We start from the raw sequence: 25,463 nt of genomic DNA, 5'->3' as shown, positions 1-25,463 counted from the left end.
TGCGGTCCTGTGGTCCCATGGGACGTACCGTCGAGACAACGTGCGGCAGGCCACGTCGTGGAGTCAGTCAATTGGCTAAGAAATCCGTACCCGGAAGCAGGAAGCCGGACCAGCGTACGTTTTCCCCCGTTGCCCGCGCCGCCGCCGCTGCAGGTGTGCTGGCCGCGTCTGTTTACGCTGTTAATCTTTCCGCCGGTTCAGCAGAACCAGGACAACTGGCAGGATCCGTTTCCCCGTCCGGGGTAACTCCGGGTGCTGCCGTCCGGTTCGAAACTCCGGGTACAGACCCGGGCGAAATGCCCCAAGGGCAACCAGCTCCGCCTGCATCAGACCACGTTGTGGCCGGCGCGTTACCGCCCGCCGTCTTGTCCAGCCCGCAGGTCACGCTGGCGTTCCCGCACACCTCCATCGGTGGCGCGGCGCAAGTGGGTCCGGGCCCCTTGACCTTGGGACCGGCAGGGGCGGCCAGGCCGTTGGCCGGTTTCCTGATGTCACCGCTCCAGTTCCTCGATCCGAGTTCGCCTTTCGGTTTCCGGGTCAGCCCGCTCAGCGGGACAGCGGGAGACTTCCATTTGGGCCAGGACTATGCGGCAGGCTGCGGCACACCCGTCTATGCAGCTGATTCGGGTGTTGTGCGGGCCGCCGGCTGGCATCCGTGGGGCGGCGGCAACCGGATAGAGATCGACCACGGCGACGGGCTCATCACCACCTACAACCACCTTGAGTCCATCGGCGTGCATACCGGCGACAAGGTGAAGGTTGGCCAGGTCATCGCCCGTGTGGGCACCACCGGGTGGTCCACGGGCTGCCACCTGCATTTCGAGGCCATCCTCAACGGCCGCTACACCAACCCCCTCCGGTGGAGCTTCCTCCAGCTTCGCGCGCTGGGCCAGGTTCCGGCCGACATGGTTTCGTACGCGCCGGGGCAGGGGACTTCCGCGGGCATGATCAGCTGGACCATTCCCCTCCAGGTGGACCCCGGCGATGGGTCGCCGGCGGCCGGGCTGCTCCCGTCGCCCTTCCCGCCGCTCCTGCCACCTGCTCCAAACCCGGTGCCGTCCGAAGCGACGGGCATTGTGCTCCCACCTCCCAGCACGCAAACGACGACGTCGGCACCGCCACCGCCCGAACCTTCCGGAGGTGCCGTGCCGCCTTCGTCCGGCCCGGCACCCAGCGGACCGCCGGCTGCCCAGCCAAGCCCGACGCCGTCGCCCACTTCTCCGAGTCCGTCGCCTTCCCCGACAGAGCCGTCGCCGGCACCCACTTCGCCGAGCCCGTCGCCTTCGCCAACTGGGCCGACGCCGTCGCCCACTTCGCCGACCGCGCCGACCCCAACAGAGCCGGTGAGCCCGACTCCAACGCCCACTGATCCGGCGCCGTCGCCTTCGCCGACCCAGCCGACCCCCACAGAGCCGGTCAGCCCGACTCCCACGCCCAGTGATCCGGCGCCGTCGCCCACTTCACCGGCGCCCGTCGACCCGGCTCCTGCCCCGCCGGCTCCTACACCGGCCCCGGTCGAACCTGCGCCAACGCCAATTGCACCTGCTCCGGCTCCTGCTCCGGCTCCCGCCCCGACGACGGTAGCGCCTGCTCCGGCTCCCGCGCCCGCTCCGGAGCCAGTACCTGCTCCCGCACCTGCCCCGGCGCCGACGACGGTAGCGCCTGCTCCGGCTCCCGCGCCCGCCCCGGCACCGACGACTGTGTTGCCTGCGCCAGCCCCCACGCCTTCGCCGTCGTTGACCGGCCCCGTACCGACAACGCCGCCAGCATAGGAAATCTCCAGTCCGCACCCGTACGTGGGGGCTTCGGCAACGAACTCCCCATATGAACAATCCTTCGCTGATGCGCAGACCGCGGCCCCTGTATCCGATCCCGCTGATCCTCAATGACGGGACCAGGACGAATTTTGGACAATTCGAAGGAAAAGTAGTCCTGGTGGTCAATGTCGCCTCGAACTGCGGATTCACCCGCCAGTACGCAGGCCTCGAAGCCCTCTACGGCAAGTTCCGGGACCGGGGGTTCGAGGTCCTGGGCGTCCCGTGCAACCAGTTCGCCGGGCAGGAACCCGGTACCGACGACGAAATTGCGGACTTCTGTGAACGGAACTTTGGCGTCACGTTCCCTCTCACGGCCAAAACCGATGTCCGCGGCAGGAACCAGCACCTGCTCTACGGCGAGCTCACCAAGTTCCGGACCGGCCTGCTGCCGGGGCTGGTGAAGTGGAACTTCGAGAAGTTCCTGGTCAACCGCGAGGGAAATGTGGTGGCCCGGTTCGGTCCCACCGTGGAGCCGGACTCAGCAGCAGTGATGGACGCGATTGAGCAGGCGCTCGGGTAAGCGCGCGTTGTTTCGAATTTCTTCTGCAAAACCGCAGTTCTTTTAACTTTTTCCACATCAGCAACGGAGATTTACCCCAAGTTTGCCAAATGTCTGATTGGATAAATATTACTGAAGGGTACAAGGGAAGAACGGCTTCCCACCGACCATAGAGGTAGCAATGGAGCACATCGAGGCCGAACATCCCCGGCCACGCCACTTCCTACTCCACCTGAGCGATCCCCACCTGTTGGGAGGTCCAGAACCCCTCTACGGAACCGTCGACAGCGAAGCCAGGCTTATCCAGCTCTTCGACGAAGTCAAAGCATCCGGTGCCAGGCCGGAAGCAGTGATCTTTACCGGCGACCTCGCCGACAAGGGCGACGCACAGGCCTACGTGAAGCTGCGCGCCATTGTCGAACCCGCCTGCAAGGAGCTTGGCGCCCAGGTCATTTGGGCCATGGGCAACCACGACGACCGTGCCAATTTCCGCAAGGGCCTGCTCGACCAACCCGGCACGGACGAGCCGGTGGACCACAGCTACTTCATCAACGGGCTGCGTGTCATCACGCTGGACACCACCGTCCCGGGTTTCCACCACGGCGAACTGAGTGCCGCCCAGCTGGAGTGGCTTGCCCGGCAGCTGGAAACCCCCGCGCCGGACGGTACCATCCTGGCCCTCCACCACCCTCCGGTCCCGTCCGTCCTGGATCTTTCGGTGCTGGTGGAACTGCGGGACCAGGCGTCCCTGGCGGCCGTGGTGCGCAACTCGGACGTCCGCACCATCCTGGCCGGCCACCTGCACTACTCCACCACGGCCAGCTTCGCCGGCGTGCCCGTGTCGGTCGCGTCCGCGTCCTGCTACACGCAGGACCTCAATGTTGCAGTGGGAGGCACCCGCGGGCAGGACGGCGGCCAAGCTTTCAACCTGGTGCACGTCTACGAGCACACCATCGTGCACTCGGTGGTTCCGCTGGGCAGTTCGCCCACCGTAGGCGAGTACGTGTCACCCGAGGAAACGGCCCGGCGTCTTGAAGCAGCGGGCGTCCGGATCCCGGAAACCACCAAGCAGCTCGGCGGCTCCAAACTCGGGATCAGCGCGAGGCGCTAGAACCGCTTGAAGACCAATGCCGGTCCCCGTTGGGGGCCGGCATTGGTCTTGCCTGGCTACTTTTCCCAGGGTGCCTTGATGGGGAAGTACCGCTCAAGGAAGTCGGTCACCAGTTCGGCCCGCTCGTCCGCGCTGACTTCAGGGAAGCTGCCGTCGTTCAGGCAAAAAAAGTCCATGTTCCGCTTGCCCAGGAGCTTGGGCAGGTACTTCAGCCCGGACCGCATGGTGGTGTCCACGTAACGCACCTTGGCCGCTGTCTGGGTGACCGCCCGGCCGGTGAGCAGGGCGTAGTAGTGGTAGAACGAGTTGGTCACGGAGATGTTGTCCGCGGCACGGAAGCGGCTGGCTGCCGTCTTCCGGAACTCCTCAGGGAACTCTTCCTCCATCTGGCTTACCACGCTGCGACGCAGGGGCGCGGCGGTGTGCTCCAGGTGCCGGGTGGTGATCCGGCCGAACCGGTTCCACAGCAGCTTGCGGTTCACGCGGGCGGCGTTCTCGAATCCGCTGCGCTCGGCATCGTTTTCGCCCAAGCCGATCCTGGTTTCCGCCTCGATGAACTTGGTGATGCCGCCCGGGGTGAAGAACATGTCCGGGCCCACGGGGCGGCCAAAGAACATGTCGTCATTGGAGTAGAGGAAGTGCTCGGACAACCCCTCGATGTTGTGCAGCTGGCACTCCACCGCCTGTGAGTTGTGTGTGGGCAGCACGGAGGGATCGGAGAAGAACTCCTCGCTGCGGACGATCGTGACGGAGGGGTGGTCGGCCAGCCAAGCCGGCGCGGGGGAGTCCGTGGCAATGAAGATGCGGCGGATCCAGGGCGCGAACATGTACACGGAGCGCAGCGCGTATTTGAGCTCGTTGATCTGCCGGAAGCGGGCCTCGTGGTCATCGCCTTCACCCAGGACATGTCCCTTTTGCTGGGCGCGCCGGGCCGCGATGTATTCGGGGGAGCTGCCGTCCACCCAGGAGAACACGATGTCGATGTCGAAGCTGATGTCGCTGGCGTGGTCGGCGAACATGTTCTCGATGGTGGGCCAGGTGTGCCCGTAGCGCTCCACGGTCCCGCGGACCGCGTCCTGGCGCAACAGCGTCCTGCGGGTCAGGGAGTTCTCGATGGGAAGGATCAGTTGTTCGCCTTCAAAGGCCCACAGTTCAATCTGCACGCCGGCGGAAGCGCCGAACTCGAACCCGCCCACCGGCTCCACGCGCGGACGGTAGAGGCGGAAGATGCGGCCCTGGCGGTTGGGGGAGAGTTCACCGTCCGCCACCAGGACGGAGGTCTTCTTCTTGGCATCGACGGTCATGGAGTAGAAGGGCTCGTCCCGGCAGGCCTCAACCAGGGCAGCGCGAAGCTTCTTCCGGTCCTTCCAGTCCAAGGCCAGCACGGGACGGTCGTTGTTCCCCCGGACCAGGAGGTAGGAGAGGCCGGCGTTGGCCAGGACATTGCGCAGGAACAGCAGGTCTTCCACCATGGCCTGGTAAGGGGTCCTGGTGTCATTGATCAGGGCATAGCGGCCCTTGTGCCGGATGACGTCCGGCCGGTGGCTGAGCCGCTGCTCCGCCGCTGCCGACGTAATCTCGGCATGAAATTGTTCCTCCACGGACGCCTGGCCGCCGTAGTAGACCTCGTCCTGGACCGGTGCTTCTGTAATGGTTGTCTCCGTGCTGGTGGAAGTGGGCGTTCTTACCTGCATGATAGTCCTGCAGTAGTAACGGGAGGTTTCGGAGCGCCGTCGGGGCACCCCGGTGAACGTTCGACGGCGGTCCGGCAGCGGCTCAGGCGTCCAGCGCCTCCCGCCAGGCGCGCAGGAAGGCCCCGCCGGCGTCGTCGTGGATCACTGTGGCTTCCAGCCCCAGGTCCTCCGCCGTAAGTACCGGATAGGGCTTGTTGGGTACGCCGTCCGCAGGGCGCACGTCCACGTGCTTAACGGGGTGGTCGTTGTGGTGCAGCCAATCAGCCATGGCGTAGTCGGTACGCGAATCGCCCACGGTCCGCCACGCCTGCGGCGTGATGCCCTGGGTCGCCAGGAGTTCCACGGCGCGGCTGGCGCCCAGGTCCTTCCCCAGGCGCACAGACTCGATGTCAGTGGAAATGATGGTGGGATCCACGCGGTAGTCCACCTCGTCGTCGGAATTGGGAACGTGGTGGTCCAGCCGGACAACGCCGAGGCCGTGGCGCACCATGAGCTCCATGGCCTCGGCGTCGAACAGCTTCTGCTCGGCCAGGTAGTCGGCGCTGGGCACATCGATGTGCTGCTCCACGGACACCATGGCCCGCTTGGTCTCGTCAAAGAACATGTGCGCGGCATAGTCCTCTGCCACCAGCCGGCGGATATCGTCGCCGTACGCTGCCGGCACGGCCAGCTCCCGGTCCACGTGGATGGGTCCGGGCCCGGCGGAGGTGTAGCTGAACCAGACTGCACCCTTTTCGCAGATGGCGTGGATGACGGTGCCTGCCGGAATGCCGGCTGCGATCATCGGTGCCATGACCTGTTCCCGGATGAAGGCGTCGGAGCGGCCGGTGTTGAAGATGACGGGGATCCCTGCCGTGGCGAGGGCCACGAGGTCCAGGATGATGTCCGCCTTAACGTCCCGGGTCACCGGGCTGGCCACCGGCCCGTCCACATCCAGCAGGAGCGCCAGCGGCGGTGCGGATTGCGGGCGGATTCCGGGTGCGGGCACGGCTGGGGACTCGGTTGCTGTCATGGCTCCATTGTCTCAGTACGGGCGGTGGTGCACCGCGCGGCCGCCGGGGCCCGCGACGTGGCGGTTTGTCACTGTTTGGCTACAACCTGGCACCCGCCAGCCCTGCTACTTTCGCTGGCGCGGCGCGGTGCCTACTGTGGCATGGTGATATTCAAAGCTGTGGGCGAGGGCCGCCCTTACCCCGACCATGGTTTCAACACCCCTAAACAGTGGGCCTCCCTGCCGCCCCGGCCCGTCCGGCTGGACGAACTGGTGACTACCAAGCGCACCCTGGACCTGGAGGCCCTGCTGGCGGAGGATTCCACCTTCTTCGGCGACCTTTTCCCGCACGTGGTGCAGTACCAGGGAACCCTGTACCTGGAGGACGGGCTGCACCGCGCGGTCCGCACCGCCCTGCACCAGCGCACCGCAATCCACGCCCGGGTCCTGGTGCTCGATGGCTAGGAAGCGGCCGAAGGACCCCAGCGTCCTTCACGGCCACCATGTTGTTTCCGGCCCCGAGCTGCGCGCCGCTATGGAGGCGGCCAAGGACGCCGATGAGACCGCCCGGGTCCGTCGCCGCGTACTGCACGGAGTGGTGCTGGTCCTGCTGATCGGCCTGATCGCCGCCGGCATCATTGTTGCCATGGCCATCATCAATGGCCGGCTGAAAATTCCCGCCGCCGAACCGGCCCCGACGCCGGTGTCATCCTGTCCCGCCTCGCAATTCGATTACACGCCCAACGACAAGATCAACCTCAACGTCCTGAACTCCACCAGCCGGGCCGGGCTGGCCCGATCTGTGGCGGACGAGTTCCTGGCACGGAAGTTCGTGGTGGGGAACGTGTCGAACATCAACGCCGGCTACCGGGGCGTCGCTGCGGTGGTGTCAGGTGCGGCCGGACAAGCGGCGGCCTTCACGGTGCAGCGCAATCTTCAAGGGTCCGACTACTTCCAGGACGGCAGGACCGACGCCAGCGTTGACGTGATCCTGGCGCAGGACTACAAGGGCCTCGTCCCGCCGGAACTGGTGGACCAGACGCCGGGCCAGCTCAGCTGCCCCCGGGAAAGCCGGCGCATAGCAGATCCTGACAAGCTGCCCGTTACGCCTGCTGCCTGATCCCCCGGCCCCGGATCTTTTGTCCAGGCGCCTGGTACCTGCCCGTCAGCTGGCCACCGCCGGAAGCTGCGCCACCCTGATGGGCCGCCCCCCGGCGTCGAACCTTGCACCGGCGCCCAGCTGAATGAACCGCACGGTACGGGCTACCCGGGCCTCCAGCTCGGCGGGCTCGTCGCTGCCCCTCGCCGCGCTGGAGGACAGGGTGCCCAGGATCAGCTGCGACTGCTGGCCCACATCGGCTACGGGCAGGTAGCCCTGTTCCATGCCGTCCCGCAGGATGCCCTGGAGCAGGACGCTGAGCTCGCCCACGTGGTCCGAAAGTTTGGCAAAGGACGACGGCGACAGCACAGCCCCCATGGCAGGTCCCGGCGGGAGGTGGCGGCGGCTGAGGTCAACCACCTGCGCGCGGACGTACAGGGCCAGCCGTTCCACCGGGTTCTCCAGGCGCTCCAGTGCGTCGCGCAGGTCGGAGAGGAACTTCTCGGTTTCGTCGAGGGCGTAGGAGATCAGGAGCTCTTCGATATCGGCGAAGTAGTTGTAAACGGCTGTCCTGCCAATGCCTGCGTGGCGGGCCACGTCGGTCATGGTCAGCCCTGGAAGGCCGTGGGTGAACAGGAGCTCGCCGAAAGCGGTGAGGATGCGGCGCTGGGTCTCCGCGCGTTGTTCGGCATTGCTGGCCGCTGAAATCCTGGGCATGCGGACACTTTACCGCTATGTGTCAGTAAAGTGCGCTAGATCGCGCAACCGTCCGGACCGCAGGCTTCGGCGTCAGTGGAGTTGACCAGGACCAGCGGGTTGGCTTCCTGCCAGGCTTGGTTCAGGGCGGCCGTGAACGTTTCCGTGGGCTGGGCGCCGGAGAGCCCGAACTTGCGGTCGATCACGAAGAACGGGACGCCGCTGATGCCCAGGCCCCGGGCTTCCTGGAAGTCGAACCGTACCTCGTCCGAGTACTTGTCCGTGGTGAACAACTCATCCACCTCGGCCGCCGGCAGCCCCAGGTCCTTGCCGAGGGCGGACAGGTACTCCCGGCTGCCGATGTCCTTGCCGTGCTCGAAGTGGTCGCTGAGCAGGCGTTCCTTCGCCGCATCCTGTACGCCGTGTGCCGCGGCCAGGTGGATCAGGCGGTGGGCGGTGAAGCTGTTGGCCACCACCACTTTGTCGAACCGGTAGTCCAGGCCTTCGCCCTTTGCCTGCCGGGCCACGTGCTCGAACATTTGCGAGACCTGCTGGGCCGGCATGCCCTTGCGGCTGCTCAGGTACTCCAGTTCCGTGCCGTCGTAGTGTTCCGGAAGCGTGGGATCCAGCTGGTAGCTCCGCCACACCACGTCAACGGCGTCGCGGTGCGGAAATGCAGCCAGGGCAGCCTCGAACCGGCGCTTGCCAATGAAGCACCACGGGCAGGCGACGTCGGACCAGATCTCAATCTTCATGTCCTTCACAACCAGTGCGTTGCGACCGCCATTCCTGGGCCTGGTATGAGATGGCCCACAACCGGGTCTTGTGGCGCGGGCGATCCTGCGGAATAGTCGGAGCAGAGGTCAAGCAGCGGGCCCTTTCGTAGTGGAAAGCACCGCGGCGCAGGAAATCCGCCCGGTGAAGTATTGCCCGGCCAGCTGGGGAGCCCGGCCTGTCAAACCTGGGAGCCAGGAATGCGGATTGGACTTGTCACAGGGCCGTGGATTCAGGTTCCACCGGCAACGTACGGCGGAACCGAGAGAGTGGTGGACACGCTGGCCAGGGGCTTCGCGGCCGCCGGGCACGAGGTGCTTTTGGCGGCACCGTCAGACAGCACCTGCCCGGTGCAGCTGGTGCCCGGGATGCGGCCCACGGACTATGGGGGACTGGGGACCACGCTCTCCGAGCTCAGCCATGTGGTCAGGGCCTACGAGGGGCTTAAGGGCGTGGACATCATCCACGACCACACGCTGGCGGGTCCCCTCTACCTGCACCGGCCCGGTGGGGTTCCGTTGGCAACCACCATCCACGGGCCCATCCACGAGCAGGCGGCGGACATCTACCGTGCCGTGGCCAGGAGCGGGGCGGTCATAGCCATCTCCAGGGACCAGGCATCACATGCCCCCACGGTTCCCGTGACCCGCGTGATCCACCATGGAATGGACCTTTCCGCCGTACCGGTTGGATCGGGAAGCGGTGGCTACCTGTGCTTCGTGGGCCGGTCGTGCCCGGACAAGGGCCTGGTAGAGGCCATCACCATCGCGCGGCAGGCCGGCATGCACCTTAAGATCGCGGTCAAAATGCGGGAGCCGGAAGAAATCCGCTACTTCCGGGATGTTATTGAACCGATGCTGGGTCCCAACGAGGACTTCGTAGGTGAGGTGGACGACGCCACCAAGTACCGGCTGATGGGGGAGGCGGCAGCCTTCCTGAACCCCATCCGGTGGTCGGAGCCGTTCGGCCTGGTGATGATCGAAGCCTTGGCCACCGGAACGCCCGTGGTGGGGACATACATCGGCTCCGCCCCGGAGATCGTCAAGCACGGACGCACGGGATTCCTGGGAAAGACAGAGGAACTGGCCGGCTTCGTTCCTGCTGCTGCAGCCCTGGACAGGGCTGGTTGCCGCAAATCCGTGGAGGACAGGTTCAGTGCGGAACGGATGGTTGCCGAGCACCTGGAACTCTACAGCGACCTGATCGAAGGGAGGATGCCGCCAGGGGTTCCGCACGGTACCCGGTTGCACCAGAATCGATAGGGGCAGAACTGCTTTCCCGATCCCCGGGAAGCGTCCCCTTCAGAAGGGAGTCCTTCCATGACCGCCTGGAACGAAGACATAGAAGCATCCGGATCTGACTCGGGTGCGGTTACGGTCCTGGAGGGCTCTTCGTTCTGCATCTCGTCGGGCAGTGGCGACATCAGTCCCGACGCCGGCACGAACGGTGCGTTCTACCAGGACACCCGCGTCGTGTCGCGGTGGGTCCTGCGCATCAACGGCTCACTGCGCGAACCGCTTTCCGCCCAGCGTCCGCAGCCGTTCCAGGCCACCTTCGTAGGCCGGGCAAAGTGGCCCGGTGGCAGGTTCGACAGCCCGCTGGTGGTCCGGCAGGTCCGCCACATTGGTCCGGGCCTGCAGGACGACATCACGCTGGAAAATTATGCCGCCGAGCCCGTGGAATGCGACATCGAACTCCTGGTCGACGCCGACCAGGCCGACCTGTTCGACGTGAAGGGTGGACGAACCACGGGAGCGGATGACACCACCCGGACCGTGTCCGAGGGCAGGCTTGTCATCGAAGCCGGCCGCCACGGCCAGCAGCGCGGCTCCGCCATCGGGGCCCGGGACGCGGAGGTCAGCACGGACGGGCTGCGCTTCCGGGTGACCGTCCCGGCCCGGGGCAAATGGGCCACCAGTGTCATTGTGGTGCCGCTGGTGAACGGTGAAGCGCCGGAAGAGCCATTCAAGGAAGGACAACTGCCGCATCACCGCGAGGGTGTGCGCCGGCACCTGGCCTGGGAGGAGAACATCCCGCGGATCAGCATTGAGGACACCAGCCTCCAGAACCTGCTCAACCGAAGCCAGAGCGATCTTGGTGCCCTTCGCATTTTCGATGCCCATCACCCGGAACGGGCCGCGGTTGCTGCCGGTGCGCCATGGTTCATGGCCCTGTTCGGGCGTGATTCGCTGCTGACCTCCTACATGAGCCTGATGGTCAATCCCAACCTTGCCCTGGGCACCCTGCAGACCCTGGCCGGAATCCAGGGGAAGAAGGTGGACCCGGACTCGGAGGAAGAACCCGGGCGCATTCCCCATGAGGTTCGGCTGGGCGTGACGGCGGGCCTTTCCCTCGGCGGCACGGCGTACTACGGCACGGCGGATGCGACACCGCTTTTCGTTGCGGTCCTCGGTGAGCTGAGCCGCTGGGGGTTGTCCCGGGACAAAATCCAGCCGCTGCTGGCCCACGCTGACCGTGCGCTGGAATGGATCGAAAAGTACGGCGACCGGGACGGTGATGGATTCGTCGAATACCTCCGCGCCAACGACCACGGCCTGGTCAACCAGGGCTGGAAGGACTCCTGGGACGGCATCAACTTCGCCGACGGCAGCATCGCCGAAGCCCCGATCGCCCTGTGCGAAGTCCAGGCCTATGTGTACTCCGCCTACCTGGGCAGGTCACTTCTGGCCCATTGGAGCGGCGACCCGGCCCTGGAACTGCACTGGGCCGACAAGGCAGCGGCGTTCAAGGAGGAGTTCAACAAGAAGTTCTGGCTCCCGGACAAGGGCTACTATGCGGTGGCGCTGGACAAGGACAAGCGGCCGGTCGACGCCCTGACCTCCAACATCGGCCATTGCCTGTGGACCGGCATCGTGGACCAGGACAAAGCGGTGTCCGTGATGGAGCACCTGATGTCTCCGCAGATGTTCACGGGTTGGGGCATCCGCACCCTGGCCTCGGACATGGGCGCCTACAACCCGGTCAGCTACCACAACGGCTCAGTGTGGCCGCACGATACGGCACTGGTGGCCACAGGCCTGATGCGTTACGGGTTCGTGGATGAGGCCAAGCGGGTGGCCCTGGGCATCTTCGACGCCGCTGCCCACTTCGACGGCCGGCTGCCGGAACTGTTCTGTGGCTTCGACCGCGGTGAGTTCGCCAGCCCGGTGCCCTACCCCACGGCGTGCTCCCCGCAGGCCTGGGCCGCAGCAGCGCCAATCCAGCTCGCCCGGATCCTGCTCCGGTTCGACCCCGTCTTCACCCGCGACGTGGTGCATCTTTCACCCATCCTGCCTGAGGTGGTGGGCGCGTTCCGCGCGGAAAACGTCATGCTTGACTCAAGCCGGGTCACCATCAGCGCTGCCGGAACCAAGGGGAGTATCGATGGGCTTCCGCCGGGACTCAAGCTCCTGACCGAGCCCCGGCCGCCACTTGCCTACCCACCCAACGGTTTTTCCGGCAGTTCGGTGCGGCACGGACTCAACCAGTCCGGCGCCTGAAGCCGCTTGCCTTGCCGGTTCAGGGCAGGGAGCGCTCCAGCACGAAGTCGTGTTCAACGGTGCCTCCCAGCCGGAACGACTTGGTGCCCACCTTGCGGAAACCGGACTTCTCATAGAACCGGATGGCCCGGGCGTTCTGGCTGTTCACGCCCAGCCACGCTCCGGCGCCACCGCATTCTGCCGCCGCCTGGAGGCTGGCGTGCATGAGTTCTGCGGCCGCGCCCAGGCCGTGGTAGTCAGGGTGGACGTAGCACTTGCTGACTTCCACGGACGGCAGCAGCGTCAGGACAGAGGCCACGTCGGGATCGGTGGCGGGCCGGTCCACCAGCAGGCTGTAGCCGTTGAGCCGGCCTTCAGTGTCGATGACCAGGATGGTGGTGTCCGGGTCGGCAAGGTACCCCTTGAAGTGTTCCTCGCTCAGGGTGTTGGCCAGGTGGGAGGCAATATCGGCAGGTGACGACGACGGCGGGCAGGCCAGCGGAAAGGTGACGGCCGCCAGCGCAGCCAGCGCGCCGGCGTCGTCCGCTGTTGCCCTGCGGATGGTGTGGGTCATGCTTGTCTTTCCGGGTCAGGCGGTGACGGTTCGGATGGGGGAGCCGGCCAGCCAGGCCGTGATGTCCTCAAGGGCGCCGCCGTAGAACTGCCGGTAGCTTTCCTGGGTGACGTAGCCCAGGTGCGGGGAGAGTACGGTGTTGGGCGCAGCCAGGAGCGGGTGCCCGGCCTGCAGCGGCTCCTGGTCGAAGACGTCCAGGGCAGCGCCGCGGATCCACCCCTCGTTCAGCGCTTTGATCAGCGCTTCCTGGTCCACCAGCGGCCCGCGGGCGGTGTTCACCAGGATGCCCTCAGGCCCCAGCAGCCGCAGTTCCGCCTCGCCCACCGTGTTCTCCGAGCGTGGGGAGAGCCTTAGGTGGAGGGTGGCCACATCGGCAACAGTGAAAAGCTCCTCCTTGGACACCAGCCGGGCCCCGGCCTCCTTGGCTGCTTCGGCAGTGAGGTTCTGGCTCCACGCCACCACGTCCATGCCGAACGCCTGCCCGTAGGCAGCAACCCGCCGTCCGATCTTGCCCAGCCCCACGATGCCAAGGGTCTTTCCGGCCAGCTCCACGCCGACCGTCGACTGCCATGTACCGGCCCGGAGGGAGGCCTCCTCAGCGGGAAGGTGCCGGGCGATGGCCAGCAGCAGGGCCCAGGTCAGTTCCGGCGCTGCCGAGGGTGAACCGGGCGTGCCGCACACCGTCACCCCGTGCTCGGCCGCTGCTGCGACGTCGATGGCGGCGTTCGCCATTCCGGTGGTGACCAGCAACTCAAGCCCCGGAAGCTTCTCAAACACCTCACGCGGGAACGCGGTCCGCTCGCGCATGGCGATCACCATGGTGGTGTCGGCCAGCGCCGAGACCATGGCGTCCTGGGAAGCGAAAGGCTCACGGTAGGACGTCACGGTGACCCCCTCCGCCTCCAAGGCGGCGAAGTCGGCGAAGCCGTGGGCCACGTCCTGGTAGTCGTCGAGGATGGCCAGGCGGTGCGTCATGGGGGGTCCTTCCCAGCGTGCTGCGTCCTTCGGGTCACGTTCATCGTATGGCAGCACCGGCCGGGGAAGGTGCCTAGAACCCCGGCGACGCCGGGCATGATAGCAATGGGAGTGATGAATCCACGCCCATTCCCGATTTTGCCCCTGTGAGCGGCCGCGTCCTCTCCCGCATCCCGAAGAGCTGGGTCCTGTTGGCCTGCATCGGCCTGCTTGCGCTGAACCTCCGCGGCCCCTTCGTTGCCGTGGCACCCCTGGTTGACCTCATGCAGGCGGAACTGCACTTTTCGCCGGTCATGCTGGGGCTGCTGACCAGCATCCCGGTGCTTTGTTTTTCGCTTGCTGCTCCGTTGGCCTCACTGGCGGCCAGGAAATTCGGTGCCGAGTTCGCTGTCACGCTGACCATACTGGGAGTGCTGGCCGGCGTGCTGATCCGCTCCGCCGGGGGACCGGTGCTGGTGGTGGCCGGTACGGTGGTGCTCGGTGTCGCCATCACCGTGGGCAACATTGCTGTTCCTTTGATCATCCGGCGGGACTTTGCGCCGCGGCGGCAGGGAACCGCCATGGGGATCTACACGGCCGCACTGAACATCGGGTCCTTCCTGACCTCGGTCATCATGGCCCCGCTGGCGGCCGTGACAGGGTGGCGGTTGGCCTTGGCCGCCGTCGCCGTGCTGGCCGTCGCCGCGGTGGTGGTGTGGGTCCTGGCAGTGGGGCCCCGGACCGCTTTTTTGGCCGAGGCTGAGGATGGCGGGGATGCGCCCGGGGCCCGCTCGGGTGGGTCCGGCTGGATCACATTTGGGCTCACGGCCGGGTTCGGTGGCCAGGCGTTCTCCTACTACGGCGTCACGGCGTGGCTGCCCAGCTACCTGCACGACGAGCTGGGGATGACGGCCGCGGAAGCAGGGGCCGCCTCCTCCATCTTCCAGATCCTTGCCATCGTGGGCGGGCTCGGCGTGCCATTTGCAGCCAAGTACATGAGTACGACGGCGGTGGCGGTCACCCTGGGTGCCCTGTGGCTCCCCGTTCCGGTGGGGCTGCTTCTCGCACCGCAGCTGTGGTGGCTGTGGTCCACCTCCGGCGGCATCGCCCAGGGCGGCGGCATCACGTTGATCTTCATTGCCATCATCAAGCTGGCGCGCGACCAGGCCTCCGCCGGGCGGATGTCCGCCACGGTCCAGGGCCTGGGCTACTGCCTCGGGGCGGTGGCTCCGCCGCTGGTGGGCTTCGTGCACGACAACGCGGAGTCATGGACCCCCGCGTTGCTGGTCATCCTGGTTTCGGTGTTGACCTTCTTCGTCAGCACCACGCTGTCCGTGCGCCGGGTGCCGAAGGGACGCTGAGGCGAGGCGCCGCCGTCGAACCTTCCCTCCAAACCCCCGCTCACTTATGGCAGTGAATACGACGACGCCCGCTCACTTCCCCGGGGAAAGTGAGCGGGCGTTTGGGGTAGTGCTCCGTCGCCGGGCCGGCGCCCCGGATTTCGGGGGGCCTGTTGCGAAGGGCATGCCGGCCCGGCAAACGGAAGTTGTTATTCCTGGCTAGGCCGCAGCCAGCTCCTCGACCGTTGCCTTTTCGCGGGCTTCGGTCAGGTAGCGGGCGTAGGCGGGGAGGGTGAGGAAGGACGGGAACTCGGTGGCCAGGGTGACCTCTTCGAAGATGTCCCGGGCGTCTTCGAACCGGTCGCCGTCGAAGCGTTCCAGCCGGGCGAACTCCTCGTCCAGGAGCTCCTCCACCCACTCGTGGCTGACGATCTCGCCGTGGTCGGTGATGGCCCGGGCATAGATCCACTGCCACAGTTGGGAGCGGGAGATTTCGGCGGTGGCGGCGTCCTCCATGAGGTTGTGGATGGCCACCGCGCCGTTGCCGCGCAGCCAGGACTCGATGTAGCGGATGCCCACCTCGATGTTGTTCCGGATGCCCTGTTCGGTGATGGTGCCGTGCAGGGAGGCGATATCGATGAGGGCACGGTCGTCAGGGGTCACGTCCTCGCGGAGCTTGCCGAGCTGGTTGGGGCGATCGCCGAGGACACCGTCGAACACCTCCCGGCAGATGGGCACGAGGTCCGGGTGGGCCACCCAGGAGCCGTCGAAGCCGTCGTTGGCCTCGCGGGTCTTGTCGGCGCGGACCTTTTCAAGGGCGTTGGCGTTGGCTTCAGGGTCCTTGCGGTTGGGGACAGCAGCTGCCATGCCGCCGATGGCCATGGCACCGCGCTTGTGGCAGGCGCGGACCAGCTGTTCGGTGTAGGCGCGCATGAAGGGGGCGGTCATGGTCACCTGGCTGCGGTCCGGCATCACGAAGCGGGGGCCGCGGGTGCGGAAGTTCTTGATGATGGAGAAGATGTAGTCCCAGCGGCCGGCGTTCAGGCCGGCGGCATGGTCGCGCAGTTCGTAGAGGATCTCCTCCATCTCGAACGCAGCGGTGATGGTCTCGATCAGCACCGTGGCACGGATGGTGCCCTGCGGGATGCCGAGCAGGTCCTGGGCCAGGATGAAAATGTCGTTCCACAGCCGGGCTTCGAGGTGGTTTTCGATCTTGGGCAGGTAGAAGTACGGGCCCTTGCCCTGTGCCAGCAGGCGGCGGGCGTTGTGGAAGAAGAACAGGCCGAAGTCCACGATGCCGCCGGCGATCGGCTGGCCGTCGATCAGCATGTGCTTCTCCGGCAGGTGCCAGCCGCGGGGCCGGACCACGATGGTGGGCAGGTCGCCGGCCGGGCGGAGCTTGTATTCCTTGCCCTCTTCGCTGATGAAGTCGATCCGGCGCTCCAGGGCATCGGTGAGGTTCAACTGGCCCTTGATGACGTTCCGCCACGTTGGGGTGGAGGAGTCCTCCATGTCCGCGAGCCACACCTTGGCGCCCGAGTTCAGGGCGTTGATGGTCATCTTCTTGTCCACCGGGCCCGTGATTTCCACGCGGCGGTCCTCCAGGCCGGGTGCCGGGGGAGCCACCCGCCACGAGGCATCATTGCGGATGTGCTCGGTTTCCCGCAGGAACCGCGGATCGGCGCCGGCAGCAATGTCAGCCCGCCGTGCACGCCGTGCCTGCAGCAGCTCCTGCCTGCGCTCCGCTGTGGCGCGGTGCAGTTTGGCAATAAAGGACAGGGCATCCGGCGTAAGCACCTCATCCTGCCGGCAGATCGGCTGCGCGGTGAGGGTTATGCCATTGATCGTAAAGCTATCGGTGAAGCTGTTCATGGGAATCTCCTGGTAACCCCGGTTGCTCTATCACTTTTGGTTGCCAAGGGGGCCTGTTAGGGGCCAAAAGTGATAGAGCAACGAGCGGGAAAGGCTGGGTTTTAGTGGAACTGGCCCTCTTCGGTGGATCCCACGAGGGCGAGGGTGGACGCGTTGGGGTTGAGCGCCGTGGAGATGCTGTCGAAGTAGCCGGTGCCGACTTCGCGCTGGTGCTTGGTTGCAGTGTAGCCGCGGGACTCGGAGGCGAACTCCTTCTCCTGGAGCTCGACGTAGGCGCTCATGCCTTCGCGGGCGTAGCCGTGGGCGAGGTCGAACATCGAGTAGTTCAGGGCGTGGAAGCCGGCCAGGGTGATGAACTGGAAGGTGAAGCCCATGGCGCCGAGTTCACGCTGGAACTTGGCGATGGTGTCGTCGTCCAGGTGCTTGCGCCAGTTGAAGGACGGCGAGCAGTTGTAGGAGAGCATCTGGTCCGGGAACTCGGCCTTGACGGATTCGGCGAACTTGCGGGCCAGTTCCAGGTCCGGGGTGCCGGTCTCCATCCAGATGAGGTCGGAGTAGGGTGCGTAGGCCTTGGCGCGGGCGATGCAGGGTTCGATGCCGTTGCGGACCTTGTAGAAGCCCTCTGCGGTGCGCTCGCCGGTGATGAATTCCTGGTCCCGCTCGTCGACGTCGGAGGTGATGAGGGTGGCGGCCTCGGCGTCGGTGCGGGCGATGACGACGGTGGGGGTGCCGGCGACGTCTGCTGCCAGGCGGGCGGCGTTCAGGGTGCGGACGTGCTGCTGGGTGGGGATGAGGACCTTGCCGCCCAGGTGGCCGCACTTCTTCTCCGAGGCGAGTTGGTCCTCCCAGTGAACACCTGAAGCGCCGGCCTGGATCATGGACTTCATGAGTTCGTAGGCGTTGAGCGGGCCGCCGAAGCCGGCCTCGGCGTCGGCAACGATCGGGACCAGCCAGTCCTCAACGGTCTGGATGCCTTCGGAGAACTCGATCTGGTCCGCCCGGAGCAGGGCGTTGTTGATGCGGCGGACCACGGTGGGGACCGAGTTGGCCGGGTAAAGGGACTGGTCCGGGTAGGTGTGGCCGGAGTTGTTGGCGTCGGCGGCAACCTGCCAACCGGAGAGGTAGATGGCGCGCAGCCCGGCTTTGACCTGCTGCACGGCCTGGTTGCCGGTGAGGGCGCCCAGGGCGTTGGTGTAGCCGCCGGTCTTGTGCTCCTCGGTGAGCTGCTTCCACAGCTTCTCCGAGCCCCGGCGGGCCAGGGTGTGCTCTTCGGAGACGCGGCCGCGGAGGCGGACGACGTCGGAAGCTGAGTAGTCCCGGGTCACACCTTCCCAGCGGGGGTTGGCGGCCCACTCGAGCTCCAGGGCGGCGGCCTGCTCTTCGGGCGTCTGCTGGGTGGGCTCAAATGCTGCAGTCATCGTTGATCTCCTTGATTGAGCTCCGGATGGAGTAGGTGGGAACCGCGTCGTTGAGGCTCCCACCGGCTTATCCGGTGCGGTGTTTCTTTCCGTGACAACTACTTTTCAGCACTTTCAACCCCCTTTCTAGACAAAAAGTATGGAAAGAAATGCGGTTCTTCACGTATTCTTCAGAAATGTCGCCTTCAAGCTGGAACAGGGACGTTTCCCAGCCATCGTCCACCGCCGCTGCCCCGGAACTCGACGTCTACGCGCTCGGCCGGCGCGTCCGCCACCTGCGCAAACAAGCAGGGCTTACGCTCGATGACCTGAGCGCCGCCGTCGGGACTGCTCCCAGCCAGCTCAGCCTGATTGAGAACGGCAAGCGCGAGCCCAAGCTGACGCTGCTGCAGCACCTGGCGGGTGCGTTGAATGTCAGCATCGACCAGTTGCTCGGGGCCGAGCCGCCCAGCCGCCGCGCGGCCCTCGAAATCGAGCTGGAACGCTACCAGCGCGGACCGCTGTATGAATCGCTGAACCTGCCCAAAATCCGTATCAGTTCGCGGTTGCCGCTGGATGTGCTGGAGGCCCAGGTGGGGTTGCTGCATGAGCTGGAGCGGAAGATGAATGAGCAGGTGGCCACTCCTGAGGAAGCGCGCCGCGCGAACGGTGAATTGCGGGCCATGATGCGGGAACGGGGCAACTACTTTCCGGAGTACGAGGCCGAGGCGCAGAAGGTCCTCAAAGAGGTGGGGTACACCACCGGTCCGCTGAGCCAGCACGTTATCGCGGACATCGCCGCGCACCTCGGTTTCACCCTGCACCATGTGGGTGATTTGCCGCATTCCACCCGCTCCGTGACGGATTTGAAGAACCGCAAAATTTACCTGACGCAGAGCCAGCGGCAGGACCACGACCCCCGCTCGGTGCTGCTGCAGGCCCTGGGCCACTACGTTTTGGGCCACGAGACGCCCAAGAACTACGGCGACTTCCTGGCCCAGCGGGTGGCCACCAATTATTTTGCCGCCGCTCTGCTCCTGCCCGAGCAGGCCACCGTGGATTTCTTGCAGAAAGCCAAAGCGGCCAAGGAGATTGCGGTGGAGGATATCCGGGATGCTTTCGCCGTGTCCTACGAGACCGCAGCGCACCGCTTCACCAACCTGGCCACCAAGCACCTGGGCCTCACCACGCATTTCCAGAAGACGCACCAGAGCGGCATCATCTACAAGGCCTACGAAAACGACGGCGTCAATTTCCCGCAGGACCACACCGGCGCCATCGAGGGGCAACCGTCGTGCAAGGCCTGGACTTCCCGTGCTGTTTTCGACGTTCCTGACAAGTTCAGCGCCTACAGCCAGTACACCGATACACCGTCCGGAACCTACTGGTGCACCGCGCGCACGGAGCGGTCAGCGAGCGGTGAATTCTCGCTCAGCATCGGGGTGCCGTACCAGCATGTGAAGTGGTTCCGGGGTCGCGAGACCACCGCCCGGGCCACGTCCAACTGCCCGGATCCCACCTGCTGCAAGCGGCCCCCGGCGGAGCTGGCCACCCAGTGGGCCGGCAACGCCTGGCCCTCCGCGCGGGCGCACTCGCACCTGCTGGCCGCGATGCCTCCGGGAGCCTTCCCCGGCGTGGACGAGACCGAGGTGTACAGCTTCCTTCAGGCACACTCCGGCAGTTGAGCTGTCAGCGGATGCAGCGGGGACGTCGTCTACACCTGCGGGGTGCGCAGTCTGACGCTCATATCCAGACAGATGATGTCCGTCAGGATGCCGTTCACTGCCCGGTACGATTCCGAGCTGCCGAACCACCGGCCGGAATCATGCAGGAAGTTCATAAATTGCATCAGCGAATAGGCGGCCGCGAGGCCTTCGTACACGGCACTGATTATGAGCGACGCGAGTCTTTCCGCAAACTCGTACGGGTCGAGAGCCGTGATGGCACGTTTCTCGTCAAATTCCGGGTAGTAGCGGAAGAAGCACTTCAGGTTTTCCAACACGACTCCCACGTCGGCGATGAAGGGGTGTTCGCCATACCAGCCAATACATGCTGGGGCCAAGGCCTCTAACTCGCGAACATTGCTGGATGAGGGGGGCACCACGTCTGTGGTGGTGGCTTTCCGTTGGTCTCCGGATTGGATACAAACATGGTTCGTTCGTGCCGCCCGTCGGCGCTGGTTCCTGCCCACACTATTCCTCCGCTTCATACCGTTCTGGATGTCCAAACAGTAGGGAGGAAATTGTCGGCCCTGCTACACCCGGAACCGCGTATGTGGAAAGTCGATCTGCAAGCGCCAAAAGTGAGCGGGCGATAGGGGATTTGCAGCAAGATGTGAGCGGGCGTTGGGTCAGCCGTGGAGGGCACGGTACGCATCCGCGGCGGCGGGGTGAAGGGGGACGCCGGCGGTGTTGATCAGGCTCTCGGCGCTAAGGAACTGCACGCCCAGGGTGGACTGCGGAATCAGCTCGCCGGCGTTGTGCACCAGCAACTGGACGGTCCGCTCCACGGTGGTGTTGTCCAAGTCCCGGCGGCACAGGAGCAGGTTGGGTGCGCCCACGGTCCACACTGCCGGAATTCCGGGGTAGCTGCCTTCGGGAATCAGGACGCGGTCGTACATGCCGCCATATCGCCGGCGCAGTTCCGGGAGCAGGCCGGACAGGTCCAGCAGCCCCAGAGCCACCTCCTGCTGGGCCGCGGCGATGGCCGCCGTGGGCACCCCGCCGGACCAGAACAGGGCCTCCACCGTTCCGGCTTTGAGGGCGGCGATCCCGTCATTCAGGCCAAGATTTTCGACGGCGGCAGTTCCGGCGGCGGGCGCGGCTCCCTCCGTTGAGGTGCCCAGCCCGGCCGCTTCCAGGAGCCTGGGAGTGGTGAGGGACGTGCCCGATCCCGGCTGGCCCACTGCGACCCTGCGCCCGGCCAGCCCGGAAATATCCCGGATGCCGCTGTCCTTGCGAACCACGCAGTGGACGTAGTTTTCGTACACCTTCCCGATGGCGGCGACCTCCGCGGTGTCCCCGCCCGGCTGGCTCGCGGCATCGGCCAAGGCTACGGCGAAAGCGGCACGCCCTGCCCGAAGCTCGGCGATGTTGTCCAAGCTTCCGCCGGTGGCCTCAGCCCGGGCATGGGCGGCAACGCCATGGCGTTCCAGTGCCGCAGCCAGCAGGGTTGAGAACTCCAGATAGAACCCGCCCGGTTCACCGCCGGCCACCACGAGATTCTCCGGCCGGTCGCTGCCGGTACAGGCGCTGAGGGCAGGCGGCAGGATCGCTGCGAGTCCGACGGCGAAGGCTGACTTCAGCACGGAGCGTCGCGCCGGCAGGGGGCCGGGACAGCCCGGGGCAAGTGGTTCACGCATTGGCACCACCCGTATCCGGAAGCGCCGGGTCAGAAGCAGCAACGGGGAACTCGATCCGGGCTGACAACCCATGCGGGGAGGCCTCGGCCAGCACCAGGCGGCCACCGTTGGCCGAGGCAAGCTCACCCACGATCGTCATACCCAACCCGGTCCCCGGAACTGAAGAGTGCCGCGGGGACCGCCAGAACCTGGTGGCAGCAGAGGCGCGCTCTGCGGCCGGAAGCCCAGGACCGTCGTCGGAAATCTCCACAACCACCACATCCTGCTCCAGCCGGACCGCCGCCGCCACCGTGGCGCCGGGGGCGTACTTGATGGCGTTGTTGAGAAGTTCGCCCGCCATCTGGGCCAGCTCTGCCGGGTGGCAGGCGACCAGCGCCGGCGGCTGCGGCGGCCCGGCGAGGACCAGCCGGCACCCCGCCTGTTCCGCCAGCGGCGCTGCACGCTCGATCTCCCCCTGAAGCACCGGGTAAGGATCCAGCGGCTGGGCAGGCAAATGCTCGCCGGGACTACCGGCCGCGCGCAGGTAGCCTTCGGACGCCCGGTGCTCCGCCGCGGCAAGCTTCAGCACCCCGTCCAGGATCTCCTCCACGCGGTCCAGCTCCGCCACGGCACGCTCGGCTGCATCGTGTTCGCGGGCTGTCTTCAGCTCAAGCTGCAGCAGGTCAAGCCGCAGCCGCAAGGCGCCCACCGGGTTCCGCAACTGATGCGAGGTATCGGCGATCAGCTGCCGCTGCGCCGCCATGCTGGCGCTGACGGTCCTGGCCATGGCCGTGAAGGACCGGCTCAGTTCCCGCAGCTCAGGTGGGCCGTCCTCCGGAAGCCGTTCCATGCGCCCGGTCCGCTCCAGCTCATGTACCGCCGAATCCAGGCGGAGGACGGGCCGCAGGACCCAGCCTGTAACCCGTGCCGCCCCCACCAGGAGTATGGTGGCCAGCGCGAGCGCGGCCACGCCCACCCCCAGCCAGCGCTCACGGAGTTTCTGCCGGGCCGTGTCTGCATGGACGTCCAACACCACTGCACCCAGGACCTGGCTGGCGCTGCCGAAGGGGCGGAAGATGACCTGGGAGCCTGAACTGAACGGCTCCAGCGGCTTCAGTGATGTGCCGCTCACGTTCAGCCGGGCCAGGGACAAGGCATTCTGCACATCCTGGCGTTCGGCGGACAGGCCCCCTGAGACCAGGGTGGACGCCTGCACCCGCACCACGATTCCCTCGCCATACAGCCCCGAGTACGTGTCCATTTCCCGCTGCAGGCGCACGGTGTCGCCGTCATTCGCCGCATCGAAGGCCACCTGGGCCAAGCGGTTCAGCGACGCCGCCCGGTTGATCTGCAGTTCCTGGGTCAGCTCACGGGATGCGGACGTGAGGATGGTGCCCGAGATCAGGAAAACCACCACCAGGCAGAGGACGCTGAGCACGCCCAGGACCCGCAGCCTCATGCGCCGGCCGCCTCCACCCGGTAGCCCACGCCGCGGACGTTGATAATGAACCCGGGCTTCTGCAGCTTTGCCCGCAGCCCGGTGAGGTGGACGTCCAGTGAGCGGGATGAGGCCAGGAAGGCGTCACCCCATAGCGCATCCAGGATCTGTTCGCGGGTGACGACAGACCCTGCGTGGCGTGCCAGCAGGGCCAAGAGTTCGAACTCAGTGGCAGTCAGGGCAAGCGGCAGGCCCGCTTTGGCGGCGCTGCGCCGGTTCAGGTCGATGGCGAGGTCGCCCAGCACGATGACGTCCTCCTGCGGGGTGCCGCCGGCGCGCCCGGCCCGTCGGGTCACGGCTTCGATCCGGGCCAGGAGTTCCACCAGTTTCACGGGTTTGACCAGGTAGTCGTCCGCGCCGGAACGTAGGCCGAGCACAACGCTGCGCTCGTCGTCGCGGGCGGTGAGGATGAGGATGGGGACGTTGGTAACCTGGCGGAGTTTGCGGAGGACCTCCAGTCCGTCCATGTCCGGCAGGCCAAGGTCCAGGAGGATTACCTGGAAGTTCCGGTGGGACAGCAGCGCGTCGGCGCCGCGGGAGAGCCTCTGCGCGTGGTGCCCGGCGCTTTCGACGGCAGCGGTAAGGGCGCCGGCCATGGCGTCGTCGTCCTCGACGATCAGCACATCCATTGCCATTCCTTGCTCTTGCCGCGGTTCCGGATCATCCCCCGCCTTTGGAGACTACCGCCTAAGGAACGGTTATGCCGGACGGCGGCGGCCCGGCAAAGCGGGCAAAGCGGGGAGGGCAGTCAGCCAAAACCTAAGGAAGTGTTAGGAAATGCTCCGCAGCGTTGGTTGTGCGGTGGATCACCCATACCGTGGATGAGGCCCTCCGGCGTTGGAGGACGCACGTCATCACAAGGAGGAACTCACCGATGAGCACCCAACAAACCGCGCCCTTATCGGAGGCCGCCCAGACCCGGCGGGCCGTGGGCAACATCCTGAAGGGTTCCGCGGGCAACCTTGTGGAGTGGTACGACCTCTACGTCTACACCGTCTTCGCCGCCTACTTCCAGGCCCACTTCTTCAACTCCAAGGATGAGCTCCAGGCGGGCCTCGAAGCGATGGCCGTCTTCTCGACATCCTTCCTCATGCGGCCCATCGGTGCCTGGTTCTTCGGCCGGTACGCCGACCGCCACGGCCGTAAGGCTGCGCTGACGCTCAGTGTCACCCTGATGTCCGCCGGCTCCTTCGCCATCGCCGTGCTGCCCACCCAGGATGTCATCGGACTGTGGGCCATGATCCTGCTGGTCCTCATCCGCGTGATCCAGGGCTTCTCCGTCGGCGGCGAGTACGGCACCAGCGCCACCTACATGTCCGAGGCCGCCACCACCAAGCGCCGCGGCTTCTTCTCCAGCTTCCAATACGTCACCCTGGTGGGCGGCCAGATGCTGGCCCTGCTGGTCCTGGTGATCCTGCAGAACGTCATGCCCAAGGGCGACCTGGGCGAGTGGGGCTGGCGCATTCCGTTCGCAATCGGCGGCGTGGCCGCACTGGTGGTGCTGTGGCTGCGGCGCTCCATGGAAGAGACCGTTTCCGCTGAACAGATCAACGCTGCGAAGACCCCCGCGAAGTCCGGCCAGGCACAGCCCGGCACACTCAAGCTGCTCTTCACCGGTTACTGGAAGCCGCTGCTGGTCTGCATCGGCATCACCCTGGGCGGCACCGTGGCCTTCTACACCTACACCAACTTCATCCTGAAGTTCATGAACGATACGTCCGGCATCGCCAAGACCGACACCTCCGTGATCAACTTCTGGGCCCTGTTCATCTTCATGCTGCTCCAGCCCGTCTACGGCATCATCTCCGACAAGGTGGGCCGCAAGCCCTTGCTGATGTGGTTCGGCATCACCGGCGTACTGTTCACCTGGCCGCTGCTGTCCACCCTGGCCGGCACCAAGGATCCGTTCGCCGCGTTCCTGCTCATGATGGGCGGCCTGGTGATCGTGGGCGGCTACACCTCCATCAATGCCCTCGTGAAGGCAGAACTCTTCCCGGCCTCCATCCGCGCCCTCGGCGTGGGCCTGGGCTACGCCATCGCCAACTCTCTCTTCGGCGGCACCGTACCCCTGATCGGTGCGGCCTTCCAAAAAGCGGAGCGGGAGGACCTGTTCTTCACCTACGTCACCGTGGCGATCGCCATCTCGCTGGTGGTCTACATCTTCGCGTTGAAGAACAAGAAGGCCACGCACCTCGACGATGAGCAGGGCCACGCCTGGGAGCAGGCACCGCAGGGCGGCGGCAAGGACAAAGACGCCCTCGGCGTCTAGTCCAGGCGTCCAAAGGGACGTGACTCCCCAAGGAAGCGTACGACGGCGGCTGCCGGGCC

22 protein-coding genes and 1 pseudogene are annotated in these 25,463 nt (G+C 66.0%); 10 read left to right on the top strand and 13 right to left on the bottom strand.

Going from position 1 to position 25,463, the window contains the following annotated elements:
- Positions 1-17 precede the first annotated feature (17 nt).
- Positions 18-794 (top strand): annotated as a pseudogene (locus FBY30_RS21165) (M23 family metallopeptidase); the annotation flags it as partial.
- A 47-nt stretch (positions 795-841) separates the two neighbouring features.
- Here FBY30_RS21165 and FBY30_RS20930 read toward each other — a convergent pair.
- Positions 842-1,723 carry a hypothetical protein gene (locus FBY30_RS20930; RefSeq protein ID WP_235009581.1) on the bottom strand — a complete coding sequence of 294 codons (882 nt, stop codon included), beginning with the start codon at positions 1,721-1,723 and terminating at the stop codon, positions 842-844.
- A gap of 119 nt (positions 1,724-1,842) precedes the next feature.
- On the opposite strand from FBY30_RS20930, the gene FBY30_RS03540 reads away from it, so the two are divergent.
- Positions 1,843-2,337: a glutathione peroxidase gene (locus FBY30_RS03540; protein WP_142131267.1), complete on the top strand. Its 495-nt coding sequence runs from the start codon at positions 1,843-1,845 to the stop codon at positions 2,335-2,337.
- Between the two features lie 160 nt (positions 2,338-2,497).
- Positions 2,498-3,427 (top strand): phosphodiesterase, encoded by a 930-nt coding sequence (locus FBY30_RS03535; RefSeq protein ID WP_142131266.1) that lies wholly within the window; start codon positions 2,498-2,500, stop codon positions 3,425-3,427.
- A 56-nt stretch (positions 3,428-3,483) separates the two neighbouring features.
- On the opposite strand, the gene FBY30_RS03530 is transcribed toward FBY30_RS03535, so the two are convergent.
- Together FBY30_RS03530 and FBY30_RS03525 are read right to left on the bottom strand one after the other, a co-directional pair.
- Positions 3,484-5,121 (bottom strand): stealth family protein, encoded by a 1,638-nt coding sequence (locus tag FBY30_RS03530; protein ID WP_142131265.1) that lies wholly within the window; start codon positions 5,119-5,121, stop codon positions 3,484-3,486.
- Between the two features lie 82 nt (positions 5,122-5,203).
- The gene (locus tag FBY30_RS03525; protein ID WP_142131264.1) at positions 5,204-6,133 is read right to left on the bottom strand and encodes a hypothetical protein; all 930 of its coding nucleotides are present in this window, start codon (positions 6,131-6,133) and stop codon (positions 5,204-5,206) included.
- Between the two features lie 144 nt (positions 6,134-6,277).
- On the opposite strand from FBY30_RS03525, the gene FBY30_RS03520 reads away from it, so the two are divergent.
- Together FBY30_RS03520 and FBY30_RS03515 are read left to right on the top strand one after the other, a co-directional pair.
- A complete protein-coding gene (locus tag FBY30_RS03520; protein WP_200830628.1) occupies positions 6,278-6,577 on the top strand; it encodes a type II toxin-antitoxin system VapB family antitoxin in 300 nt (99 codons plus the stop codon).
- Positions 6,570-7,232: a LytR C-terminal domain-containing protein gene (locus FBY30_RS03515; RefSeq protein ID WP_142131262.1), complete on the top strand. Its 663-nt coding sequence runs from the start codon at positions 6,570-6,572 to the stop codon at positions 7,230-7,232. Before FBY30_RS03520 ends, FBY30_RS03515 begins: the two co-directional genes overlap by 8 nt.
- Positions 7,233-7,277: 45 nt before the next feature.
- Here the strand turns inward: FBY30_RS03515 and FBY30_RS03510 are convergent, their stop codons facing one another.
- On the bottom strand, positions 7,278-7,928 hold the full coding sequence (locus FBY30_RS03510; protein ID WP_142131261.1) for a TetR/AcrR family transcriptional regulator: 651 nt from the start codon (positions 7,926-7,928) through the stop codon (positions 7,278-7,280).
- Positions 7,929-7,963: 35 nt separating this feature from the next.
- Positions 7,964-8,662, bottom strand: coding sequence for a DsbA family oxidoreductase (locus FBY30_RS03505; protein WP_142131260.1), 699 nt, complete (start codon positions 8,660-8,662; stop codon positions 7,964-7,966).
- A 219-nt stretch (positions 8,663-8,881) separates the two neighbouring features.
- On the opposite strand from FBY30_RS03505, the gene FBY30_RS03500 reads away from it, so the two are divergent.
- Together FBY30_RS03500 and FBY30_RS03495 are read left to right on the top strand one after the other, a co-directional pair.
- On the top strand, positions 8,882-9,943 hold the full coding sequence (locus FBY30_RS03500; protein ID WP_142131259.1) for a glycosyltransferase family 4 protein: 1,062 nt from the start codon (positions 8,882-8,884) through the stop codon (positions 9,941-9,943).
- Between the two features lie 57 nt (positions 9,944-10,000).
- The gene (locus FBY30_RS03495) at positions 10,001-12,181 is read left to right on the top strand and encodes an amylo-alpha-1,6-glucosidase (RefSeq protein ID WP_142131258.1); all 2,181 of its coding nucleotides are present in this window, start codon (positions 10,001-10,003) and stop codon (positions 12,179-12,181) included.
- Between the two features lie 19 nt (positions 12,182-12,200).
- On the opposite strand, the gene FBY30_RS03490 is transcribed toward FBY30_RS03495, so the two are convergent.
- Complete coding sequence (locus FBY30_RS03490) at positions 12,201-12,734, bottom strand: GNAT family N-acetyltransferase (protein ID WP_142131257.1); 534 nt, start codon at positions 12,732-12,734, stop codon at positions 12,201-12,203.
- A gap of 15 nt (positions 12,735-12,749) precedes the next feature.
- Positions 12,750-13,709, bottom strand: a complete 960-nt coding sequence (locus FBY30_RS03485; RefSeq protein WP_142131256.1) for a D-2-hydroxyacid dehydrogenase family protein — start codon at positions 13,707-13,709, stop codon at positions 12,750-12,752.
- Between the two features lie 146 nt (positions 13,710-13,855).
- On the opposite strand from FBY30_RS03485, the gene FBY30_RS03480 reads away from it, so the two are divergent.
- Positions 13,856-15,049, top strand: coding sequence for an MFS transporter (locus FBY30_RS03480; protein WP_142131255.1), 1,194 nt, complete (start codon positions 13,856-13,858; stop codon positions 15,047-15,049).
- A gap of 198 nt (positions 15,050-15,247) precedes the next feature.
- On the opposite strand, the gene aceB is transcribed toward FBY30_RS03480, so the two are convergent.
- Together aceB and aceA are read right to left on the bottom strand one after the other, a co-directional pair.
- Complete coding sequence (aceB, locus tag FBY30_RS03475; RefSeq protein ID WP_142131254.1) at positions 15,248-16,900, bottom strand: malate synthase A; 1,653 nt, start codon at positions 16,898-16,900, stop codon at positions 15,248-15,250.
- Between the two features lie 101 nt (positions 16,901-17,001).
- The gene (aceA, locus tag FBY30_RS03470) at positions 17,002-18,318 is read right to left on the bottom strand and encodes an isocitrate lyase (protein ID WP_142131253.1); all 1,317 of its coding nucleotides are present in this window, start codon (positions 18,316-18,318) and stop codon (positions 17,002-17,004) included.
- A gap of 149 nt (positions 18,319-18,467) precedes the next feature.
- Between aceA and FBY30_RS03465 the strand changes: the two genes are divergently transcribed.
- Entirely contained in the window at positions 18,468-19,982 is a 1,515-nt protein-coding gene (locus tag FBY30_RS03465; protein WP_142131252.1) for a helix-turn-helix transcriptional regulator, read from the top strand.
- A gap of 29 nt (positions 19,983-20,011) precedes the next feature.
- Here FBY30_RS03465 and FBY30_RS03460 read toward each other — a convergent pair whose 3' ends face one another.
- The 4 genes from FBY30_RS03460 to FBY30_RS03445 all read right to left on the bottom strand — a co-directional run bounded on the left by FBY30_RS03460 (position 20,012) and on the right by FBY30_RS03445 (position 23,764).
- Positions 20,012-20,524, bottom strand: coding sequence for a hypothetical protein (locus FBY30_RS03460; protein WP_160141446.1), 513 nt, complete (start codon positions 20,522-20,524; stop codon positions 20,012-20,014).
- Between the two features lie 123 nt (positions 20,525-20,647).
- Positions 20,648-21,658, bottom strand: a complete 1,011-nt coding sequence (locus FBY30_RS03455) for a TAXI family TRAP transporter solute-binding subunit (protein WP_142131250.1) — start codon at positions 21,656-21,658, stop codon at positions 20,648-20,650.
- Entirely contained in the window at positions 21,651-23,096 is a 1,446-nt protein-coding gene (locus FBY30_RS03450; protein ID WP_142131249.1) for a HAMP domain-containing sensor histidine kinase, read from the bottom strand. The genes FBY30_RS03455 and FBY30_RS03450 overlap by 8 nt, the downstream gene beginning before the upstream one ends.
- The gene (locus FBY30_RS03445) at positions 23,093-23,764 is read right to left on the bottom strand and encodes a response regulator transcription factor (protein WP_142131248.1); all 672 of its coding nucleotides are present in this window, start codon (positions 23,762-23,764) and stop codon (positions 23,093-23,095) included. The genes FBY30_RS03450 and FBY30_RS03445 overlap by 4 nt, the downstream gene beginning before the upstream one ends.
- 245 nt (positions 23,765-24,009) lie before the next feature.
- On the opposite strand from FBY30_RS03445, the gene FBY30_RS03440 reads away from it, so the two are divergent.
- A complete protein-coding gene (locus tag FBY30_RS03440; protein ID WP_142131247.1) occupies positions 24,010-25,404 on the top strand; it encodes an MFS transporter in 1,395 nt (464 codons plus the stop codon).
- Positions 25,405-25,463 lie beyond the last annotated feature (59 nt).

The organism is Arthrobacter sp. SLBN-83 (genome assembly GCF_006715285.1).
Classification (GTDB): Bacteria; Actinomycetota; Actinomycetes; order Actinomycetales; family Micrococcaceae; genus Arthrobacter.
This window is presented reverse-complemented; position numbering and strand designations above follow the sequence as displayed.

Coding starts and splice junctions, on each gene's coding strand:
- FBY30_RS03455 (WP_142131250.1), bottom strand. CDS start 21,658: ATGCGTGAACCACTTGCCCCGGGCTGTCCCGGCCCCCTGCCGGCGCGA.
- FBY30_RS03490 (WP_142131257.1), bottom strand. CDS start 12,734: ATGACCCACACCATCCGCAGGGCAACAGCGGACGACGCCGGCGCGCTG.
- FBY30_RS03445 (WP_142131248.1), bottom strand. CDS start 23,764: ATGGATGTGCTGATCGTCGAGGACGACGACGCCATGGCCGGCGCCCTT.
- aceA (WP_142131253.1), bottom strand. CDS start 18,318: ATGACTGCAGCATTTGAGCCCACCCAGCAGACGCCCGAAGAGCAGGCC.
- FBY30_RS03495 (WP_142131258.1), top strand. CDS start 10,001: ATGACCGCCTGGAACGAAGACATAGAAGCATCCGGATCTGACTCGGGT.
- FBY30_RS03440 (WP_142131247.1), top strand. CDS start 24,010: ATGAGCACCCAACAAACCGCGCCCTTATCGGAGGCCGCCCAGACCCGG.
- FBY30_RS03505 (WP_142131260.1), bottom strand. CDS start 8,662: ATGAAGATTGAGATCTGGTCCGACGTCGCCTGCCCGTGGTGCTTCATT.
- FBY30_RS03525 (WP_142131264.1), bottom strand. CDS start 6,133: ATGACAGCAACCGAGTCCCCAGCCGTGCCCGCACCCGGAATCCGCCCG.
- FBY30_RS03465 (WP_142131252.1), top strand. CDS start 18,468: ATGCGGTTCTTCACGTATTCTTCAGAAATGTCGCCTTCAAGCTGGAAC.
- FBY30_RS03500 (WP_142131259.1), top strand. CDS start 8,882: ATGCGGATTGGACTTGTCACAGGGCCGTGGATTCAGGTTCCACCGGCA.
- FBY30_RS03450 (WP_142131249.1), bottom strand. CDS start 23,096: ATGAGGCTGCGGGTCCTGGGCGTGCTCAGCGTCCTCTGCCTGGTGGTG.
- aceB (WP_142131254.1), bottom strand. CDS start 16,900: ATGAACAGCTTCACCGATAGCTTTACGATCAATGGCATAACCCTCACC.
- FBY30_RS03535 (WP_142131266.1), top strand. CDS start 2,498: ATGGAGCACATCGAGGCCGAACATCCCCGGCCACGCCACTTCCTACTC.
- FBY30_RS03510 (WP_142131261.1), bottom strand. CDS start 7,928: ATGCCCAGGATTTCAGCGGCCAGCAATGCCGAACAACGCGCGGAGACC.
- FBY30_RS03540 (WP_142131267.1), top strand. CDS start 1,843: ATGCGCAGACCGCGGCCCCTGTATCCGATCCCGCTGATCCTCAATGAC.
- FBY30_RS03530 (WP_142131265.1), bottom strand. CDS start 5,121: ATGCAGGTAAGAACGCCCACTTCCACCAGCACGGAGACAACCATTACA.
- FBY30_RS03515 (WP_142131262.1), top strand. CDS start 6,570: ATGGCTAGGAAGCGGCCGAAGGACCCCAGCGTCCTTCACGGCCACCAT.
- FBY30_RS03485 (WP_142131256.1), bottom strand. CDS start 13,709: ATGACGCACCGCCTGGCCATCCTCGACGACTACCAGGACGTGGCCCAC.